Below are 22,462 nucleotides of genomic sequence, written 5' to 3' on the forward strand. Positions count from 1 at the left end.
TGCAGGAAAAATTAACACTAATAAGGCGTGAGTTGTAGGAGATAGTTGTTCTCACTTCAAAACTCACAACGCAGTTAGGGGGGATTTTAACCAGCAAGAATGATCACCTTATTAATTCTTTTGGTATAAGCATTTTCTCTAAATTTGGCGCAGAAAAAACAATTCAATTCGAGGCGAAAATTGAAGTAAATGGTGCCCCCTTTACAAAATTTACAACAAAGAAGTGAGTTGTTTTAGCAAGCAAAATAGGTCAGCTATTTATCGGAGTTGGTATAAAGATTGTCGATCAAAAAAGCCTTTCTAATAACATTAGAAAGGCTTAAAAATAACGGCTCTATAAGTAGCGACTACACCCAATATAAGTGAGCTAAAAGTCGTGTTTATAAACGCATTTATTGAGCTAAAGCTTTAGTTACTTTTTCATATAAATCAACCGCTAAATCAGGTAATGCAAGTAAACGGTTTAACTGCGCTTTAATCAATGTAATACGTACTTTATCTAAGTTTTTAAATTGAATTAACGGTGTAATTAAACGCGAAGCCACTTGTGGATTTTGGCTATTCAATTTAATAAGTTGATCCGTTAAGAAAGCATAACCACTTCCATCAACATGATGGAAACGGTAAGTATTAGCCTGTGCAAATGCTCCCACTAACGAGCGTAAACGGTTAGGGTTATTAAAATCAAAACTACGATGGTTAAATAACGCTTCAATATTATCTAACACATTATCAGAAGGCATACTCGCTTGTAATACAAACCATTTATCCATGACTAAACCATTTTCAAACCATTTATCATCAAAAGCTTGCATCACTGCTGCACGACAAGGTAATAAACCGCTATTTGCTGCATTTAAAGCGCCAAGATAATCCGTCATGTTATTACATGATGCAATCTGTGCTAATACGTATTCATCAGCTACTTTTTTATCAACACGGGCAATAAATGATAACGCACTGTTTTTTAGCTTACGCTTAGCAATATCATCGACGTTTGGTTGATAAGCTTTAAGTTGATTATGACGTAAATAAGTATCAACAAATAATTCATGTAACTGTGTCGCAATTTCTTTTAACATAAAATCACGTGCATTATGAATCGCATCAATGTCGACTTGTTCAAATAATTCACGCGCACCGTTTTCACTAGTGAAGGCAAACATATCAGCTACTAAAGAAGGGTCTAATGTTTCGCTAACCAGTACTGATTTAAAGCCATCAATAAAAATATCAGGTAATGACAGTGCAGCACCGTTTTGTAATGCTTTTACATTTTTAACTAAGTACTTATTGAATAGTGTTTGACCTGCATCCCAACGAGAAAATTCATCGCTAGCAAAACTCATAATATCTAACAATTGCTCATCAGTGTACGCATATTGGTATTTTACAGGAGCAGAAAAACCACGGAATAAACAAGGTACTGGTTTACTTAAGATATGCTTGAACACAAAGGTTTGTTCTTTTTGCGTTAAACTTAGAACGCGATTCTTTTTGCCTTCTAATAACTCAAGTGAATTACCATTACTGTCTAACAGTTCGATATCAATAGGGATATGCAACGGTAACTTTTTCTTTTGGTCAGCCGTTGGTAAGGTTTTTTGTTTAAAGGTAATTTGGTAAGTTTGATTAACACTGTCGTAATGGTCGGTTACAAATACCTGCGGAGTGCCCGACTGAGAATACCAACGTTTAAATAACGTTAAATCGATTTCACTTGCATCTTGCATCGCAGCCACAAAATCATCACACGTCACTGCTTGTCCATCATGACGCTGTACATAAAGCTGCATCCCTTTTTGGAACTTCTCTTCACCTAATAAGGTGTGCAACATACGAATAACTTCAGATCCTTTTTCATATACTGTTAAGGTATAGAAGTTGTTCATTTCCATCACACTTTCAGGACGAATTGGATGTGACATTGGACCCGCATCTTCAGCAAACTGGTGATCGCGCATAGTCATGACATTAGCGATACGGTTAACGCTACGACTCCCTAAATCTGAGCTAAATTCTTGATCACGAAATACCGTTAACCCTTCTTTCAAGCTTAACTGGAACCAGTCACGACAAGTGATACGGTTACCAGTCCAGTTATGGAAGTATTCATGTCCAATAACCGCTTCCACACCTAAGTAATCTTGGTCTGTTGCACTTTGTTGATTCGCTAATACAAATTTAGAGTTAAAGACATTTAAGCCTTTATTTTCCATTGCGCCCATATTGAAGAAATCAACGGCCACAATCATATAAATATCTAAATCATATTCTAAATTAAAACGTTCTTCGTCCCACTGCATTGATTTTTTAAGAGAGAGCATCGCATGCTGTGTTTTATCTAAGTTACCTTTATCAACAAAAATCGCTAACTTAACATCACGCCCGCTTTTAGTAATAAAATTGTCTTCTACTAAATCAAAGTCACCAGCGACTAACGCAAATAAATAAGCAGGTTTAGGGAAAGGATCAACCCATTTTACAAAATGTCGACCCGCGTCTAGATCACCTTGATCTACTTGGTTACCATTAGATAATAAATAAGGGTAAAGCGTTTTATCTGCCATCACTTTAGTACTGAATTTAGCCAGTACGTCAGGACGGTCAAGATAGTAAGTGATGCGACGAAAACCTTCCGCTTCACATTGTGTACAGAATGCGTCACCAGACTTATATAAGCCTTCAAATGCATGGTTTGTAGCAGGATCAATTTCAGTATTAATTTCTAATTTGAATGAAGCAGGCAAATGGTTAATAACCACCCCGTCTTCAACTAATTCAAAGTCAGTGTAATTAACATCATCAACTAAAATAGAGATTAAATTTAAGGCTTCACCAAACAAAAATAATGGCGTTACTTCTTGACTAACACGTTGAACTTGAGAAATTGCTTGTACTTTTGTTTGATGGTCAAACAAGTCAAACTCAAGATCAATCGTTGAAATCGTATAATCTGATGGGCGGTAATCGCTAAGGTGTTTTTCTTGTGGACTTCTTTCAATAACTTCTTCTAGGAGAGAGTCTGAATTGCTCATTATTTTTGCACTCTTAAATCAGGAAAATTAATACTGTTAATATACAAGAAGGCTCAATAATTACTAAGCCTTATTTGCATAAAACCTCGACACTTATTGATATTAACAATAATTATTTAAGATCATGAGTTTTACAACATGATCATTATTATCGTTGTGGTTACGGTTATGGTGTAGAACATATTTATCATTACAATAATGACCATAACTGTGGTTATTGTTCTTTGAATATCAGACTGATGGCATTTTTTTTAGTTCCATGTGCATATTGATAATTCCCTCTTCAATATCTCGTTCAATACTAAAACCAACCTTCTTCGCTAACATCGCCATCCCCGTATTACTTAACATTGTCATCCCTGCAAGATATTGAGTCCCTTTATTTTTCTGGTAGCTTATTAGCTTTTTCAACAAAATGGATCCTAATCCAAGTCCTTGTAACTCTGCACTCACGATCATGCCAAATTCAGCTTCTATATTATCCGGATCGGTCGATGCGCGAACGATCGCCAATATTTCCTGCTCTTCGCCTTGTTGATCAATTCGTACCGCAATAAAGGCCATTTCCCGCTCGTAATCTATTTGCGTTAACATCGCCATCTCTTCGTGTGTCATTGAGCCGCGTTGAGAGAAATAACGTTTATATCGATCTTCTTTACTTAAGCCATTATCAAAAACATGATGCCTTGCTTCATCTTCTGCAATAATCGGACGTAATAACACCGTAATACCATTTTTTAGAGTAACACTTTCTTCTAATTGTTTTGGGTAGGGACTAATAGAAAAACGACAAGGTAAATTTAACTCGGTCGGCACAAGTGTGACTTGGCTATCTACAATGGTGACATCTTCCCCAGAGACTAAAACCGGATTTAAATCTAGGTCGCTGATTTGCGGATTGTCTAATAACATTTGTGAAAGCTGTGTCAGCATTAAACACACGGCTTGCATATCGAAGTCTTTGGCATGCTGTTTGACTTTTATTTTCTTATCTTTAATACCTTGAATTACAAGGTATCTTGCTAATGCCATATTAAGAGGTGGTAAAGCAACAACAGCGTTCTCTAATGTGGTTTGTAGATCTCGTCCATCGCTGTCTTGGGATATTGCAATAACAGGACCAAAAATCGCATCTTGCTTAATCATTACGCGTAATTCTAAAGCCAATCCTGAGGCGACCATTTTCTGCAGCGTAAAACCTGTTAATTCAGCATCAGGTAATGCAGATTTTACACGGTCAGTAATAGATCGTAATGCAGAATCGAGTTCACGAGCATTATTGATGTTCAACATCACACCGTGCACTTGAGATTTAAATTGAATATTGGGCGAGTTGATTTTAACGGCCAATGGATAGCCAATGATCTTAGCTTTTTCAATCGCTTCACTGATATCCAAAGCAATATGGGTATCAATAGTATTGAGGTGATAAGCATCTAATAAAGGTTTAGTACAGTAAGTGCTTAGTTTAACTGATTTATCTGACTCAAAATCACCACGTTCAATAAGGTTTTGTTGAATATAGTCGGCCGCGGCTTGCGCATCGTAAATAAGGTGGTCAGGCAAACTCGTCGGTGTTTCCATTAATAGTTTTTTATTACGACGATATTGGACTAAATGCATAAAAGCCGTGATCGCGCCATTGGGTGTTCTAAAAGTTGGAATCTTTGCATTCGCAAATATTTGCCGTGCGGGCCTCGCCGCCGCCTCTCCCGTCCAATTCGTTAAGATATTAATTTGTTTACGTTTAGGGTGCTTATTAATAGCATCGACAATCGCTTGCGCCGTTTCTTCACTATCTGATAACGCAGAAGGTGAATGCATAATTAAGACAGCATCGACTTTATCGCTGTTCATCAAATGCGTTAAAGCGGTCGCGTAGCGTTTCGGATCTGCATCTCCAATCATATCAATAGGGTTATTGTGCGACCAATTATTCGGTAAACAAGCATTAAGCTTATCCATTAAAGGTTCGTCTAATTCAGCTAATCGCCCTCCTTCCTCTACTAAATTATCAACGGCTAAAATACCTAAACCGCCACCATTACTGATGATGGCGAGGCGTTCTCCGTGTAAATAATTTGAATAAGCTAAGGTTTCTACTGCAGCAAACAGTTTATGAAAATCATGTACTCTTAACATACCGGCACGTTTGAATGCAGCATCATAAACACTATCATGTCCAAAAGCGCCTCGTGTATGTAAAGCTGCCGCTTTCGCCCCTAATACAGAGCTACCAGATTTAATCACTAATACAGTTTTATGCTGTGAAATGGCACGTGCTGCAGATAAAAACTCACGAGCATTATCAATGTTATCGATATATAACAAAATGGACTGAGTTTTAGAGTCACGCGCTAAATAATCTAACAACTCTGCAAAAGAGATATCTTGTGCATCACCTAATGAAACAAAAGCAGAAAAGCCGATGCCTTTACTCGTTGCCCAATCCAATACCGTCGTACACACTGCAGCAGATTGAGAAATAAAAGCGATATTGCCAGGTAACGCATTGCAATGAGCCAAACTTGCATTAACTAAATTATGTGGATTGATAATACCTAAGCTGCTCATCCCTAATAGACGAATTTTATTCGTAGCGGCAATGTCATAAATACTTTTTGAAATGTCAGGGTCACTTTCAGTGGTCACAATAATTGCAGCTTGGCAGCCCTTTTCAGCCAAAGAAAGAAGTAGATCAGGAATACGAGATTCATTAGTACAAATCACCGCTAAATCAGGCACTATTGGTAAATCGGAGACTTTTTTATAAGCAAGTACACCATGTACAGAAGTGTATTTAGGCGTGACAGGCATGATAGGGCCATTAAACCCTGCAGCGAGTAAGTTATTCATAACTAAATAACCCGCACGTTTTACATTCACCGACGCACCAATAACGGCGATCGACTGGGGATTAAAAAAGTGTTTAAGTAGCTGCAAACTCATAACAAACTCGCCTAATATCAATAATAAAGAACACTAAGTTTACCCTTTCAAACAAATCCTGCTTTATTTTTTAAAAAAAATAAGACGCATATCATTTAATAATCTTTACGAATTCAATTGCACCCTGTTAACGCTCGACATACACTCCATAATTTTCCTTTATCGGAGTAAGTAGTGCCTTTTCTTTTTGAATCTAAAAAAATCATCAAACTCAGTGTGCCTCTATTTATTGCGCAGTTTGCGCAAACGGCAATGGGTTTTGTTGATACTGTTATGGCCGGTGGAGTAAGCTCTACTGATATGGCTGCAGTTGCCATTGCATCCAGTATTTGGTTACCTTGTATTCTTTTTGGTGTGGGTGTTTTAATGGCTGTTGTCCCATTGACCGCACAAGCACATGGTGCCAATGATTTAGAACAAATTCCTAAAACAGGGCAACAAGGTTTATACCTCGCTTTATTGCTATCAATCCCAATCGGTGTGATCTTATTTAATGCCGGTATGTTAATGACATTGATGGATATAGAAGACTTATTGGCATTGATCACCATAAAATATCTGTATGCGATGATCTTCGCGATTCCAGCGTTCTTGTTATTCCAAGCATTAAGAAACTATATTGAAGGTCTCTCATTGACTAAACCCGCAATGGTGATTGGATTTTTAGGCTTACTGCTGAACATTCCATTGAACTGGATGTTTGTATACGGCGAGTTCGGCGCACCAGCAATGGGTGGCGCTGGTTGTGGTGTTGCAACAGCCATTGTGTATTGGTTCATGAGCATTGCATTAGCGGGCTACGTTTATTACACCAAGAAATTAAGACATTACCCATTATTTATCAATTTCACTAAACCCGATATAAAACATATATTATCCATCAGTAAATTAGGGTTGCCTGTTGCTGTTGCAATGTTTTTTGAAGTCACCATTTTTGCAGCTATTGCGATATTAGTGGCTCCGTTAGGGGCGAATGTTGTCGCTTCACATCAAATTGCCATTAACTTTTCTTCTATGATCTTTATGTTACCAATGAGCATCGCTAATGCCGTCAGTATTAGAGTAGGATTCAATCTAGGTAAAAAAAGCAACAATGGGGCAAAACAAGCCAGTTATGCAGGATTTGCTATTGGTTTAAGTGCATCTATTATCACCGCCCTGTCCACGGTAATCTTTAAAGAGCAGATTGCCTTGTTATATTCGGATCACAAAGAAGTCATTGATCTCGCAATAACCTTAATTCTTTTATCTGCTATTTACCAATGTGTTGATGCAATACAAGTGGTTGCAGCCGGTGCTTTACGTGGTTATAAAGAGATGAATGCTATCTTTACCCGTACTTTCATCTCTTATTGGATTGTAGGTTTACCATTAGGTTATGTGTTAGGGATGACCGATTTATTAACCGAGCCTTTAGGCGCAGTGGGTTTCTGGATTGGTATCACGGTGGGGCTAACGGTTGCTGCAATATTGTTAGGACAGCGTCTTTACGTTGTACAAAAGACGCGTTTTGCATAGCGACAATTTTCTTAAGTATTATTTACCTAATATTTAAATGGCGATGACTTAAGTATTCACCACTAAAATATTAAAGGCGTTAATTAGAAATTATCTATTCAACGCCTTTTTACTTTTGTCTTTTGTCTTTTGTCTTTTGTCACTACTAGCATCTTATATAATCGCTACCATTTACCAGTAATAATTAAAGAGATTCCTTTACAAAAAAATAAGCCTAAAAGTAAAAAGCTCGCCAGAATAATCCCAATTAAATAAAGCATTGAGGTCATATTAATGATGACTTTAAAATCAGCAAACCAACTTAATTGTAATAGCTGATTCAACATCATTAATGAGAGAGACAGAGTAATAAAAATGAAAAATCCACCCCAAGCTCCTTTTAAATCTTCTTTAGAAGGCGATAAATGCAAACTAATAGCCGCACATAAATAAGCCCAAATGATGACTTTAATTGGTGACAAAGTATAAGCATTTTCAATAAGGAGAAGGATCTGATGATTAAGAACAATCAGCTCAGATAACTCTATGTTGGCTAAGTTTTGGAAAGTGGATAGCTGTAATAAATGAAACAAATTAGCCGCATCATCTAAGAATATCCAAGTCACCGCATAAAGACCTAATAAACCACCAAATAAAGGCGCAATACCAATGAAGAAGTTGCCCATCACTTGCCATAAATTATGATTATTATATGAATGAGTTACGTAACCTAAGGTGCCACGTTTATCAGGGTTAAATAACACAATCCGCTGGATTTTATGTCCAAAAACCAAACAGAATAAAGCATGGCTTAATTCATGAATAGGCGTACCTAACCAAGCGCTTAGGTAGATAACTTTTCCATTGAGCATGTTGGCAGACAACGAAAAAACCAGTCGTTGTAACACAAACAAAGTCAGAATTAATATTAAAAATAAAACAAAATGATTTCCCAAAACAATCAATTGCTCACTTAACCAATTTATCCATTTCTCAGGCGAATCTGGAAGATGAGATAATGCTATTTTTATATCTGTTATTAACCTATTAAAATCCATATTAATGAGTATCCGTCTATCATATTTTCACGTACATGTAATTTGATCTACTTATACATTAATTGCTTTGATTCTCGCCACTAAAAAATCCACAGCTGCTTTCAGCTTAGGCACTTGATAACGTTGCTTTTGATATAATAAAAATAATCCCAAGTTAGGGTTTTGAGTAATGGTTAATCTCGGTTTAATATCTAATTCAACTAGCTGCCCTGACGCTAAAAAAGTACTTAATGCCCAACGAGGCATCATAAGAATGCCCTTTCCTGCAATGGCTTTTTGCAATAACCAGCCTCCATTATTAGACGCTAAATAAGGTTCAGCTGAAACATCACGCCACTGCCCTTTTATTTCACACAACCAAGGTGTAGGCCCCATTGGCGTATTAAAATATAACCCTTGATGTTCCTTTAAATGTAAAGCATCTATTGGATAACCAAATTCTTCAAGGTAACTTGTTGCTGCAACGGGGATGAAATTATTATCCATTAATTTAATCGCAACCACGCGCTCATCTGGTGCATAGCCTCCTCGAATAGCCAAATCGACCTCATCCCTTCCAAGCGTTGTTAGTTCATCACTTAAGGTCACATTCAAGGTTATCTGTGGATACAAAACAGAAAACTCATCTAATAAAGGTAATAAAATTTGTTCACCAAAGCCGACTGTTGAGCTAATTTTTAACATTCCCATGGGGGTTGTTTGGTATGAACGTACCGATTCATCAGTCACCTCTAACGTTTTAATAATGTCACTAACTTGTTGATAATAGCTTTGACCGATTTCAGTTAACGTCAGCACGCGTGTCGTTCTTTTTAATAATGTAGCGCCTAAACTCTTCTCTAAGTCTGCAACGCGACGAGATAATGAAGAAGGCGGTACAGAAAAAAAAGCAGCGGCTTTAGTAAAGCTACCTGTTTCAACAACTTGAACAAAATATTTAAGCGCTCGTAACTGATCCATATAAATCCTTAGCTTACTATTTTAGTCTTATTTTTATTATTGTTTTTATAACAATAAAGATTAGCGAATTAGGCAATATATCTTACCTTATAAAATCTGCATAATGGTTTTATCGATTTCAACCAACATTCATTTAACCAGTGTTGGGTTAAACAAAAGGAACAAGCAATGACAACATTTACTGCAATAAACCTAGTTAAACACCACATGGGTGACCATGTCGACAATTCAATGTTTAACGTTGTTGAAAAAGAAATACCAAATATAGAGCCAGGCCAAATATTGGTTAAACAAAACTATATGTCGTTAGACCCTGCGATGTTCGGCTGGATGACGCCAGATACCAATAGTTACATCCCTCCCGTTGAGTTAGGTGATGTTATGCGTAGTTCTGGTATTGGTGAAGTCACTGTCAGTAATCACCCTGACTTTACTGTTGGCGATAGAGTCATGGGAATGATGGGATGGCAACAATATTATGTAGGTGATGGCAAAGGGCTCAATAAAGTCACCGCCCCATTAGATGATGAAAGTATTTTATCTGTATTCGCATTACCTGGTTTAACGGCGACACAAGGGCTATTTAATGTAGGTAAACCACAAAAAGGTGAAACCTTGATTGTTACTGGCGCAGCGGGTTCAGTCGGATCGATTGTTGGGCAATTAGCAAAAGCAGAAGGCTTACGCGTTATTGGGGTTGTTGGTAGTCAAGAAAAAGCAGATTGGATCGTTAATGAGCTTGGGTTTGATGCGGCAATCAATTATAAAAGTGATGATCTTGATGAACAATTAGCTATTGCGGCGCCCAACGGTATCGATGTTTTCTTTGAAAATACTGGCGGTCCTATTCAAAGCTTGATCATAGATCGTATGAATGCTCATGGTAGAGCCGTAGTCTGTGGTTTGATTTCAGACTATCACAGCGATGTGCCTGCGCCAGGTCCAAGCTGGTTAAATGTAATTAAACGTCGTATCACTATCCAAGGTTTTACAATGCCAGACCACTTTCATAAAGTGCCAGAGCTATTAGAAAAACTAACACCTTACGTGATGGCAGGCCAAATTAAACATCGCTCGCATATACTTGAAGGTTTAGAGTCTGCGATTGATGGATTGAATTTATTCTCTACCGGCGCCAATAAAGGTAAATTGATCGTTAAGCTATTTGATGATAAAAAATAATAGCGAATAGCGGTTCTCAATTAGCTATAGATTTACTAACGCGACACAGACGCTTGTGTCGCCTTTTTTGTGCCCTGAGCATTTGAGAATATGAAATTGAATGAAAGGTTAAATGTAAACATTAACCTAAGCATTATTTCGCTATATAAGGCCCCTCAACTTCCTTTATTGAGTAAAGTTAAATTAAAACCTTGAAAATTTCACTGACAAGATTAGACTATTTAATAACTAACTGACTGTTTAGATAACATTAGACAACACTATTTAGGTGTAAGCCATGGCTCGTAAAAAGAATTATGAAGATAATGACGTCATTGAAAAAGCGACTGAGCTTTTCTGGCGTAATGGCTATGAGAATACATCAATGAGTCTTTTAGAATCGACAATGGGCATTAATAAGTTTTCTATCTACTCTAGCTTCGGCAGTAAGCAAGGCGTCTTTTTACGAAGTTTAAGGTGTTACAGAAATAAGCTGTCACCTGTTGTGATAAAACTTAAGCATAGCAATGATGGTCGTGCAGCAATCAAACAGTATTTTTATGACTGCCTCGCAACCTATACGGATGCGATATGTAGTAAAGGTTGCCTAATGACTAATACGCGAGCTGAGCTTAGCAGTCATGTCAATGGCGAAACAAACGCAGAAATATTAAATGAGATAGAATCCTTTGTTCATTATCAAAAACAACTTTTCATTGAGAAACTACTTGCCGATGGGGAAGATATAATCTCAGCCACCAAAAAAGCAAATTATCTGATCATTGCCAAACAAGCAATATCGGGCGCCTCTAAAGTGCACTCATTACATGAAATTAACGACTTTATCGATATTACTTTCAGTTCGATCTAACGATTAATAAAATAGCGTCTAAAACTACACCTCATTTCTAACCAGTCGTTTAGAAACAACAAGATTTAGATTTTATTTAAAAGGCTCTTAAAACCTAGAGCTATTATCACTTATAAATTTTAACCATTTTACTTACATAGCGAATAAATCGATGACGGATAAATTAGTAACTAACACGGTAATATTTTTGTTTGGATCGCTATTATTTTTAGCAAATGGTGACAACTATGCAGCAGCGCCATTAATCGTTAATATAGCAGAAGATTTAGACTTTTCAGTTAATGCAGCGGCATCCTCTGTTACCGCTTATATGCTTGCATTTGGTGTATTTACTATCTTATTCGGCCCTCTATCTGACCGCTATGGCAAAGTATTCATTATCCATATATCGACCATGGGAACTGCAATCTTTAGTATCTTAGGTGCACTCGCCTATGACTTGCCTTCACTTATCTTTTTCAGGGCCGTCAATGGTGCTTTTGCCGCCGGTTTGTTACCAGTAGTACTCGCTTATTTAGGCCAAGCCACTAGCGATAGTGAACGACCTCAAGTTCTGACTAAAATAATGTCCTATGGTTTCTTAGGAACCGCTACAGCAACACTCATAGGCGGTACTATTGCTCATCTTGGTTCTTGGAAGTTAGTTTATTTATCCTATGGCGTGATGGAATTAATTTTAGCCATAGTGATGATAAAGATGATTAAAAGGGATGAACCAGTTAGTCATAAAATTAATATTCTTTCCACCTATAAAAAAGTGTTAAGCCACAAAGGTGTGCTTTCATTACTGCCTTTATTTCTATTAATGGGTTTTACCGTGTTTGGTATTTTTACTTACACAGGGCAATTAATAACAGAACGATTTGGCTATGACATTTTTATTGTCGGCGCAATGCTATCGCCTTTTGGCCTTGGTATTATTGTGGCAGGCAAAGCGATGCCAAGGCTCAGAATAAAATTACAACACTATTATATGCCCTTTAATGGGAGCTTGATTGCATTGGCGTTACTAGGATTATCTGCAACCAACAACCCTGTTCTATTTTGCTTATATCTATTCATGTTTGGTGCTGGTTTTATCTTATTTCAGCCTGTTTTTATTGCCAAAATACAAGAGCAAATACCACACATGAAAGGCTCAATTATGTCGATGGCCTCATTTGGTTTATTCACCGGTGGCGCAATTGGCACGACATTAAATGGTTTTATTATTAGCTCTTGGGGCATGACAACCATGTTTTATACATCAGCAGTGATCATTTTTATCACAGGATTTATTGCTAAAACAGTGATGTATAAACTTGAGACACCTATTACGGCAAAAGCATGTTGTTAACTAAAAAGAATAAATAATAAAGCCCAATCATTTTTTAAAATGCACTACAGAGGAAATACCATGACACGTAATACAGTATTATTTGATATCAATGAAACGGTACTTAACTTAAATAAACTTAAGCCAAAATTTCAACAAGCCTTTGGAGATGAATCGGTATTAGGTCTGTGGTTCTCAACACTGCTACATTCTTCGACTGTTTGTGCAGTCACAGGCTTAAAAACTGAATTTGCAACATTAGCAGGCGATATACTTAACAATGTAGCTGCACGTAAAGGCGTGACTTTATCCGAACAAACACGCGACGATATTTTAGCGACCTTTGCAAGCCTAAATGCACATGATGATATCAAGCCAGCGTTAACTAAGTTACGTGATAGCGGTTACCAAACAATTGCTTTTTCAAACTCGTCATTAGATCTTATTAAAAAACAGATAGAGAATGCCGGTTTAAGCAGTTACTTTACGAAAGTGGTTTCAGTAGAAGAAACAGGCAGCTTTAAACCAGATCCTAAAGTATATCAATTTGTTGCCGATCTTTTAGAACAGCCTATCAACTCGCTTCGTTTAGTCGCAACACATGATTGGGACACTCACGGTGCAATGTCTTCAGGCATGTTAGCCGCTTATATTGATAGAGCAGGCACGCCTTATAACCCTCAATATTTAAAACCAAGTATTATCGAAAAGAATATGAATGATATCGTTAGCCAAATAATCAATGACGATAAATAAAGCCTGATCCCATAACAAAAATCACCGCATATTATTAAGTCTTTATATTTAATCGTATGTGGTGAATATGAACCCTGCTTTACTCGCTAAAACATCTTCCAATTAAGATTTCCTTTTTATATTTATGTTTATACCAAAAGAATTAATAAGGTGATCATTCTTGCTGGTTAAAATAACCCCTAACTGCGTTCTGAGTTTTGAAGTGAGAACAACTATCTTCTACAACTCACGCCTTATTAGTGTTAATTTTTCCTGCGCAATTTCTGATCACTTATTTAATTCCATTGGTATTATTAGCTGAACACACTAGTTGGGCGTATTGAAACCAATTCAACACACAGACATTTAGATACGTTCGTATATGTCATTATCAAAAAACTGCATCGAATTAATCTTTCACATAAGTAAAACATAAATAAGTTTGAGCAATATGATTTATTGAAAAATAGCGACAAAAAAAGGATTGCCTCTTCCGAGTACAATCCTTAATTTACATGAGTTTAGTTTGCCTTAAGATAATTTTTGTAGAATGAGTATTAAATATTATTAACAGCTCATTCTATTTTAAAGACCAAAAACCAATTTTGCTACACTCTTTAAACGTTACTCACTTGAATGAATTCAACTGGTTCAGTTGTCATCGCATCTAGTGGTGGAGCAAAGTCAGTTAGCTTGATACCTTTAACAGCATTTTTGTATTCTTCCATCGTTGGTGTACGACCAAGGATAGTGGAAAGTACAACAACTGGCGTAGATGATAATAGAGACTCACCTTTTTTACCTTCAGTATCTTCAACAACACGGCCTTGGAAAAGACGCGTTGAAGTTGCCATTACAGTGTCACCCTTCTCTGCTTTCTCTTGGTTACCCATACAAAGGTTACATCCAGGACGTTCAAGATACATAATGTTTTCGTATTTAGTACGAGCAGACTCTTTTGGAGCGTCATCATTAAACTCAAATCCAGCATACTTCTTAAGTACATCCCAATCACCTTCAGCTTTAAGCTCATCAACAATGTTGTATGTTGGTGGCGCAATAACTAATGGCGCTTTAAAGTGGATTTTGCCATTTTGATCTTCTAAGTTTCTCAACATTTGAGAAATAATTTTCATGTCGCCTTTATGAACCATACATGATCCAACAAAACCAAGATCTACTTTCTTCTCACCTTTATAGAAAGAAACAGGACGAATGGTGTCATGAGTATAACGCTTAGAAACATCAGCATTGTTAACATCAGGATCGGCAATCATTGGTTCGTCAAGTTGGTCTAAATCAACCACTAACTCAGCAAAGTATTTAGCATTATTATCTGGTGCTAACGCTTCTTTTTCACCTGATTTAATCTCATTGATACGCTTATCAGCTATTGCAATTAAGCCTTTAAGTGTTTCAATTTGGTTATCCATACCTTTATCAATCATGATTTGAATGCGGCTTTTCGAAATTTCTAAAGACTCAACTAACGTATCATTTTGTGAAATACAGATTGATGCTTTAGCTTTCATTTCAGCAGTCCAATCGGTAAAGGTAAACGCTTGGTCAGCCAATAAAGTACCGATATGCACTTCAATAACACGACCTTGGAATACGTTATCACCAAACTGTTTAAGCATTTGAGCTTGAGTCGCATGAACAACATCACGGAAATCCATGTAATCTTTCAACTCGCCTTTAAAAGTAACTTTAACAGACTCAGGAATAGGCATTGTTGCCTCACCCGTCGCTAGTGCTAGACCAACTGTTCCAGAATCGGCACCAAAAGCAACACCTTTAGACATACGAGTATGTGAATCACCACCAATAATAATAGCCCAATCATCAACAGTGATATCATTAAGTACTTTATGAATAACGTCTGTCATTGGACGATAAACGCCCTTAGGGTCACGTGCAGTAATAAGACCAAACTTATTCATGAACGCCATTAATTTAGGAATGTTTGCTTGCGCTTTGTTATCCCAAACAGATGCTGTATGACAACCTGATTGGTAAGCACCATCAACGATAGGAGAAATAACTGTCGCAGCCATAGACTCAAGTTCTTGAGAAGTCATTAAGCCAGTCGTATCTTGTGAACCGACAATATTAACTTGAACACGAACATCAGAACCTGCATGTAAAGCCGCTTTAGACATGACACCCACTGCATTTTTGTTAAAGATTTTTTCAACAGCAGTCAGACCTTGACCTTCATGAGAGATCTCTTGAGAAGGTGCATATACTAGCTCTAGTGGAACACCTAGCGTTTCAGAAGCAAAGTTTTGTAGTTTCTTACCAAATACAATTGCGTAAGAACCACCCGCTTTCATAAACTCAACAGCTTGAGGTGTGAAAGCAGAAGAAACATCAGCCAATTCTTTATCGCCGTTATACAGTTTTTTCTCTTTTGTATTAATAGTCAGCACTGTGCCTGTTTCAACAGAATAAGTCTGTTCAAGGACAGGGTCACCGCTTTCATTCATAATTGGGTTGCCGTTTGTATCAAGCTTTTTAACCCAGTTTTTAAGATCTAAACCAATACCACCGGTTACACCAACCGTCGTTAAAAAGATGGGTGAAATACCGTTAGTACCCGCGACAACAGGTGCAAAGTTAACAAATGGAATGTAAGGGCTTGCTTGCTCACCGGCCCATAATGCCACGTTATTAACACCAGACATACGAGATGAACCTACGCCCATTGTGCCTTTTTCAGCAATTAACATTACTTTTTTGCCAGGGTGCAGCTTTTGTAGATCTTGAATTTCGACTTGTGCTTCTGGTGTAATCATACACTTACCGTGTAACTCACGGTCAGAACGAGAATGTGCTTGATTACCAGGAGAGAGTAAATCGGTAGAAATATCACCTTCAGCAGCGATATAAGTAACAACACCAATCTCTTCTGCAATTTCAGGTAATTTAGTAAAGAAGTCAGCACGCGCATAACTTTCAAGAATATCTTTAGCGATTGCATTACCTGCTTTAAATGCTACTTCAAGACGTTCTGTATCCGCTTCATATAGGAATACTTGAGTTTTTAATACTTCTGCTGCAGGCGTTGCTACTGAAGCGTCATCTGAAAGTGCTAGATCAAGAAGTACTTCAACCGAAGGACCACCTTTCATGTGAGATAACAATTCAAAAGCAAACTCTGCTGTGATTTCAGCAACAACAGATTGACCAAGAATAATTTCTTTTAAAAATTGTGATTTAACACCAGCGGCACTAGTAGTACCAGGCAAAGAGTTATAGATGAAGAAATTAAGTGAAGCTTCACGATGTTCATTACCAGTATCTTTGATTTGAGTGATGATCTCAGCTAACAAGTCACCTTTATCAATTGGTAGTGGATGTAGACCTTCAACTTTACGATCTTCTATTTCATTTAAGTAATCTAAATACAGGCTCATTTATACCTCTAATAATAACAATAATTTAACATACGTAACATTATATACCATAAACATGAATAATAGATAGCCACTCAGCTCGCAGATAAAACGATATAATTCAATAAAATGAAGCACTAAATACCCGATATGATTATCATTATCAGTACCGACAAAAACAAACATAAAACATTTGATTAACATGTTTAATAAATCAAATATATTAGTGCTTGATTGATGCTTTTTAAAAAATTGGCAAAGCTTAATCCCTTAGTAATATAAAGGATACTCTAATCCTTTGATACTAAATTAAACAGATACTAAATTAAACAATCTGTTTAATAAAGCACCTAGCATTACAGTGAGACTTGATTTATATCAACCTGCTCAATAAACTAACTGTCCGTATTGAGTAATATTAATGGTGTGATATCGAGATTTACTGTTTGATTACTAAAATAGTTTCTCAATATTTATTATTTCAATAGCAAAAATATAAGCACCTTTTTATAGTATTAATTTAGGAAAAAAAAATGGAAGAAATATACTTAGCTGGCGGGTGTTTATGGGGTGTTCAAGAATATTTACGACATGTACCCGGTATCCAGTTTACAGAAGTCGGTAGAGCAAATGGTACGTCTCAACAATTAGATGGCGATTACGATGGTTATGCCGAGTGTGTTAGAACTCAATTTGATCCAAGTATCATTTCTTTAGAGCATTTAATTTCCTGCTATTTTGAAGTCATTGACCCATACAGTATTAATAAACAAGGTATTGATATTGGCGAAAAATATCGTACTGGTATTTACTCTATTTCATTACTTCATTTAGCTGATGTTAATGAGATAATTAGCAGTAGAAGTGATCATGAAAAAATTGCAGTAGAAGTTCAACCATTAACAAACTATATAAAAAGCGCAGACGAGCATCAAGACAGATTGCAAAACTTCCCAGACGACTATTGTCATATCCCTAAAGAAAAGCTTTATAAATACAAAGATGTAGAGATAGAGTGATATAAATTATAAATGCCTTTTAAATTAAGGCTTAAAAGGCATTTATAAGGTAACTGTGTCACCATAAAAATAAACGAACAGCACTGCTACAAGCATCCCTATATAAAAAGGCTACTTTCTCTGTTAGCTTACGAATCAGAGATTAAAGCCGAGATAGCTGAATCACTTTAGCGGGGCCAACTCTAAATGAAAGGCTTAGAGCATCAGCTTCTTTCATGTGTAATGTTTGATCATGTAAAGTTAACGCATCTTGTGATGTCCATGACTCTATTAATACAAATTGAACATCACTACCTGTGATTCGGTTCATTTCATATTGTAAGCAACCCGCTTCAGCTAATACTAAAGGTTTAACTTTATTGTATAGCGCAATTTGTTGAGCTGCTTGTCCAGCCTTAACTTCAATTAATATAACTAACTTTATGCCATTGCTCATTTCAATCCCTATCTTCTTATTTGAAGTAAGTTAAACTATTTTTTCATTAATTAATGTGTTCATTCTTGTACCATTTTAGCTGTGCAAGATGGGTTATGTAGTGTTAGTTATATAGTCTTAGTTACATAGTCTTAGTTATATAGCCTTAGTTAATGTGTTTTTTACTAACGTGACTTTATTAACCGGTAGATTCAACTCTGAAGCGCTCAATATTACCAATGGCTGCGCTGTCACTTTACAAATACAACCTCATTCAATATCAAGAAGCTGATTAGATATAACAAACTAATTTAATATAAAAAATAATGTACCAATCGTCATTGCACCCATCGTATAATTAAACACTTTTTTACGCTTAATCGTCGTTAACTGTTGTGCAATACCGACACCAAGGTAAGCCCATAAACTGATCGCAATAAACCCGTTTAAAGCAAAACACAACATGATCCATAAACCTGACTCAAGGTATTGTTCGCCAGCTAACGTAAAAGTACTGATACTCCCGACACACATTGCCCACGCTTTAGGGTTTACAAACTGAAAGCAAGCGGCGGCGAATATAGACATAGGTTTGGTTTTTGTTTGTACGTTATTGATTGAGCCGGGATCTGTCGATGCAGTGGTGATTTTCCAAGCGAGCCAAAACAAATAAAGACTACCTAATACTTTTAATACATTATAAATATCAGGATAGCGTTCAAGTACCGCGCCTAACCCCAGTAAAACTGACGCCAATAAACTAGCAATACCCAATAAAATACCAAAGACATGCGGTAATGTTTTTTGATAACCAAACTGAGCACCCGATGCTAATAACATAATGTTATTGGGTCCCGGCGTCACTGACATAACAAAAGCGAATAAAGAGATAGCTAACAGCAATGAAATATCCATATTAAGCCCTCCTTAATAGCTGATTAAATAACGTATTTAGTGGCTGGCTTAAAATAGTCATCTTCAACTTAGCCTGAGTAGCCATTATTAATAGTGCTAACGTTTTACTCAAAACGAATGTCACTGAGTTTTTACTTAATTCTTGTTTAATTTCTTCAGGCGTTTTTCCAATATCGTCAATCAAATAGGAAGGTAAATCGCTTAATTGCTGTCGAGTTTGGTATTGCCTTATTAATCTACTTATCGTGTTTTTAGCCTTCATAACAATCATCCCTTTTATTAAATAATTATTTAATTTACTTAGTTGATGCTTGAACTAAGTAACTAGAAACCATTGTAGATAAGCTTGATTTTCAATACAGACTCAATTTTATTTAGTTTTTAGATACAGAAAAGTAAAATTACCCCCTGTATGTTTATTTTATGACCTATCTGTATGGTTAAAATAAATAAAACACCTGTAATATAAATCTGTATTAAAAATGGAATAACCTAAATATTTTTTAAAAGGTACGTGCAAAAGAAACTCGAAGGCTTCGAGGGGATAGTGCTAAAAGGGAGATCGGAAAATGAAGCTATACGATAAAGTAGCAAATAGTTTACGTGAAAATATACACAGCGGTTTCTTTGTAGAAAGGGATAAATTACCGTCGATTCGTCAATTAGTAGCTGAACATAACGTTAGTATCTCAACCGTCCAACAAGCTTACCACCAACTTGAAATGGAAGGTTTAATAGAAGCACGGCCTAAATCCGGTTATTTTGTTGCACATAAAACCACAACACCGACCTTGCCTATCACCTCTCGTCCAGCCCAGCGTCCAATTGATGTATCACAGTGGCAAGATGTATTAGAAGTGTTACTGGCGAAGGAGAACGTATCGACTACCCAATTACAGCATGCAATGCCGAATATGAGTGTGCCGAGTTTAAACCCATTATTAAAAAAGATGTCATCATTAATGCGCCATCAAGTAGCGCTCAGCCTCCCCTATGGCAATATTAAAGGCACATTACAACTGCGCGAACAAATTGCTAAATTAGCGACTAGTTCCGGTTGTGTATTGCATCCAGACGATCTCGTTATTACCTCGGGTTGCCAAGAAGGTTTATCTGTCTGCTTACGTTCCGTTACAGAGCCTGGCGACATAGTGGCCATTGAATCACCAAGTTTTTATGGTTCGATGCAAGCAATTAAAACGGCTAACTTAAAAGCCATTGAAATCCCAACCAATGCAGAAAATGGCTTAAGCTTAGCAGCATTAGAACTAGCACTAGAACAATGGCCGATTAAAGCTATTTTAGTCACCCCAACAGCCAACAACCCAATGGGATATAGCATGCCTGAAGCTGATAAAAAACGGCTTTATCAGCTAGCTCAAAGTTATGACATCAGTATTATTGAAGATGACATTTATGGCGACATTAGTTACCAATCACCGCGACCTAAGACAATAAAGTCCTTTGATGAAGACGGTCGTGTTTTATTATGCAGCTCATTTTCAAAAACCGTCGCACCAGGAATACGCGTTGGTTGGATTGCGCCTGGCCGCTACCGCGATAAAGTAACCCATGTTAAATACGTCAGTAGTTCAATGTGCCCAACATTACCACAACTCGCCATCGCAGATTTTATCGAAACAGGGGCTTATAACCGCCATACACGTAAAGTACGTTTACTTTACAAACAAGGCCGAGACCACCTTATAAAATGCATTAAACAATATTTCCCACAAGATACACGTATCAGTTTTCCACAAGGTGGTTATGTTTTATGGGTGGAACTCAACAAGAAGTTTGATGCTGTAAAACTAGCAGCCCAATGCAAAAAGGGTGATGTCAGTATTGCACCTGGCACCCTCTTTTCTGCTACCGGGAAATATCGACATTGTATGCGCTTAAACTTTAGTGAAAAAACAGAAATAGAGCGTGAGCAAGCTATTGGTAAATTAGGATTTTATATCGAGCAGCAAATCGAAAAATAACCAATAAACTTAATGGGTGTTTTACTGATATTCCGCTATTATGCATGACCAAAAATAACAGAGTATTTTGTTGATCATTAAACGACTTTTTTAAGGCTATTTAAAAATGATTAGATTCAAATAATAAGGCTATCACTTAAATAAAACATCATGCTTATTTTAAATTTGATGGTACCTATTTTAAAAAAAAGCTGAAACCGAGTCCTAAACATGGTTCCCAAAATAAGCCATAAAATAGCTAAAAACGTATGTCGAAAAACAGATAAAAGAAAATGTAAACTGAGTAGCTAGAAGCATTCAATTTAAAATGAGAACAAGGGTAGCAACGGTAAATGGTTAGTAATTTAAATCACTTAAAAAACGAATATGATCAACAAGGTTACTTTGTTATTCAAAACTACTTTACTGAAACTGAAATGTCAGCATTAAGAGAAACAGTACAGACCTTCCATGAAACATGGAAAGCTGACAATGAAACCTTCTTCCAAAAAGAAGCGTTTAACTCTTCCTTAATAACCGGCACTCAGTATTTACAAAGCCAAGATCGTTTAAAATTATTTAACTTCATCAGCTCAATCAAAATGATGGATATAATTAGTACAGTAATTACAAACGATCCAGCTTTCATGAATACTCAATTATTTTTCAACCCGCAACGCCCACAACAAGAAAACTTCTGGCATCGTGACTGCCAATACGACCATCATATTGAAGGCCAGAAAAAAGCCATTCAAGAAACCCAAGTTGTGCACTTTCGTGTTCCATTATTCAATGAACCCGGTATGGAGTTAGTTCCCGGCTCTCACAAACGTTGGGACACTCAGGAAGAATTAGATGTTCGTCTGGCAAGAAAACGTAAATTTAGCAGTGACGAGCTATCAACAGGGAAAAAAATACCATTAAAAGCAGGTGATTTATTAGTATTTTCCGCAGATATGATTCACCGAGGTTTATACGGCTTAGATCGTTTAGCGTTCGATACATTAATTTTTGATTCAGAAGGTGACTTTGTCGACTATGTGGATGATGATTGTTTGCCCGATGACACAATGTTAACGAAAATAACGGATCCTAAAATATTTAAGAATACGTTATATTTAAAATCAAAATAAATACTCCCTAATAATTGATTGTCTAATTATTAGG

General features: G+C 36.7%; 16 protein-coding genes. 8 read left to right on the plus strand and 8 right to left on the minus strand.

What is annotated here, in order from left to right; translation table 11 throughout:
- Positions 1-392: 392 nt before the first annotated feature.
- Positions 393-3,038 carry an aminopeptidase N gene (pepN, locus tag SP041_RS15785; RefSeq protein WP_137297926.1) on the minus strand — a complete coding sequence of 882 codons (2,646 nt, stop codon included), beginning with the start codon at positions 3,036-3,038 and terminating at the stop codon, positions 393-395.
- A gap of 231 nt (positions 3,039-3,269) precedes the next feature.
- A complete protein-coding gene (locus SP041_RS15790; protein WP_025565645.1) occupies positions 3,270-5,987 on the minus strand; it encodes a bifunctional acetate--CoA ligase family protein/GNAT family N-acetyltransferase in 2,718 nt (905 codons plus the stop codon).
- Between the two features lie 174 nt (positions 5,988-6,161).
- Between SP041_RS15790 and SP041_RS15795 the strand changes: the two genes are divergently transcribed.
- Positions 6,162-7,505, plus strand: a complete 1,344-nt coding sequence (locus SP041_RS15795; RefSeq protein WP_025565644.1) for an MATE family efflux transporter — start codon at positions 6,162-6,164, stop codon at positions 7,503-7,505.
- A gap of 164 nt (positions 7,506-7,669) precedes the next feature.
- Here the strand turns inward: SP041_RS15795 and SP041_RS15800 are convergent, their stop codons facing one another.
- Positions 7,670-8,542 carry a hypothetical protein gene (locus tag SP041_RS15800; RefSeq protein ID WP_025565642.1) on the minus strand — a complete coding sequence of 291 codons (873 nt, stop codon included), beginning with the start codon at positions 8,540-8,542 and terminating at the stop codon, positions 7,670-7,672.
- Between the two features lie 51 nt (positions 8,543-8,593).
- Complete coding sequence (locus SP041_RS15805; protein WP_025565640.1) at positions 8,594-9,502, minus strand: LysR family transcriptional regulator; 909 nt, start codon at positions 9,500-9,502, stop codon at positions 8,594-8,596.
- A 168-nt stretch (positions 9,503-9,670) separates the two neighbouring features.
- Between SP041_RS15805 and SP041_RS15810 the strand changes: the two genes are divergently transcribed.
- The 4 genes from SP041_RS15810 (at position 9,671) to SP041_RS15825 (ending at position 13,605) form a co-directional block, all read left to right on the plus strand.
- A complete protein-coding gene (locus SP041_RS15810; protein ID WP_025565639.1) occupies positions 9,671-10,684 on the plus strand; it encodes an NADP-dependent oxidoreductase in 1,014 nt (337 codons plus the stop codon).
- A gap of 277 nt (positions 10,685-10,961) precedes the next feature.
- Complete coding sequence (locus SP041_RS15815; protein ID WP_025565638.1) at positions 10,962-11,534, plus strand: TetR/AcrR family transcriptional regulator; 573 nt, start codon at positions 10,962-10,964, stop codon at positions 11,532-11,534.
- A 151-nt stretch (positions 11,535-11,685) separates the two neighbouring features.
- Entirely contained in the window at positions 11,686-12,870 is a 1,185-nt protein-coding gene (locus SP041_RS15820; RefSeq protein WP_025565637.1) for an MFS transporter, read from the plus strand.
- Positions 12,871-12,930: 60 nt separating this feature from the next.
- Entirely contained in the window at positions 12,931-13,605 is a 675-nt protein-coding gene (locus tag SP041_RS15825; RefSeq protein ID WP_025565636.1) for a haloacid dehalogenase type II, read from the plus strand.
- A gap of 596 nt (positions 13,606-14,201) precedes the next feature.
- Here SP041_RS15825 and SP041_RS15830 read toward each other — a convergent pair.
- Positions 14,202-17,003, minus strand: coding sequence for a bifunctional aconitate hydratase 2/2-methylisocitrate dehydratase (locus SP041_RS15830; RefSeq protein WP_025565210.1), 2,802 nt, complete (start codon positions 17,001-17,003; stop codon positions 14,202-14,204).
- Between the two features lie 512 nt (positions 17,004-17,515).
- Between SP041_RS15830 and SP041_RS15835 the strand changes: the two genes are divergently transcribed.
- Positions 17,516-18,001, plus strand: coding sequence for a peptide-methionine (S)-S-oxide reductase (locus tag SP041_RS15835; RefSeq protein ID WP_025565209.1), 486 nt, complete (start codon positions 17,516-17,518; stop codon positions 17,999-18,001).
- A gap of 142 nt (positions 18,002-18,143) precedes the next feature.
- Here SP041_RS15835 and SP041_RS15840 read toward each other — a convergent pair whose 3' ends face one another.
- The 3 genes from SP041_RS15840 to SP041_RS15850 all read right to left on the minus strand — a co-directional run bounded on the left by SP041_RS15840 (position 18,144) and on the right by SP041_RS15850 (position 19,593).
- Positions 18,144-18,437, minus strand: coding sequence for an antibiotic biosynthesis monooxygenase family protein (locus SP041_RS15840; RefSeq protein ID WP_025565208.1), 294 nt, complete (start codon positions 18,435-18,437; stop codon positions 18,144-18,146).
- Positions 18,438-18,722: 285 nt separating this feature from the next.
- Positions 18,723-19,331, minus strand: coding sequence for a LysE family translocator (locus tag SP041_RS15845; RefSeq protein WP_025565207.1), 609 nt, complete (start codon positions 19,329-19,331; stop codon positions 18,723-18,725).
- A 1-nt stretch (position 19,332) separates the two neighbouring features.
- On the minus strand, positions 19,333-19,593 hold the full coding sequence (locus SP041_RS15850; protein WP_025565205.1) for a hypothetical protein: 261 nt from the start codon (positions 19,591-19,593) through the stop codon (positions 19,333-19,335).
- A gap of 307 nt (positions 19,594-19,900) precedes the next feature.
- On the opposite strand from SP041_RS15850, the gene SP041_RS15855 reads away from it, so the two are divergent.
- Together SP041_RS15855 and SP041_RS15860 are read left to right on the plus strand one after the other, a co-directional pair.
- Positions 19,901-21,316, plus strand: coding sequence for a PLP-dependent aminotransferase family protein (locus SP041_RS15855; RefSeq protein WP_025565204.1), 1,416 nt, complete (start codon positions 19,901-19,903; stop codon positions 21,314-21,316).
- 332 nt (positions 21,317-21,648) lie between these two features.
- A complete protein-coding gene (locus SP041_RS15860) occupies positions 21,649-22,428 on the plus strand; it encodes a phytanoyl-CoA dioxygenase family protein (protein WP_025565202.1) in 780 nt (259 codons plus the stop codon).
- Positions 22,429-22,462 lie beyond the last annotated feature (34 nt).

It is taken from the genome of Psychromonas sp. SP041 (assembly GCF_000470315.2).
Classification (GTDB): Bacteria; Pseudomonadota; Gammaproteobacteria; order Enterobacterales; family Psychromonadaceae; genus Psychromonas.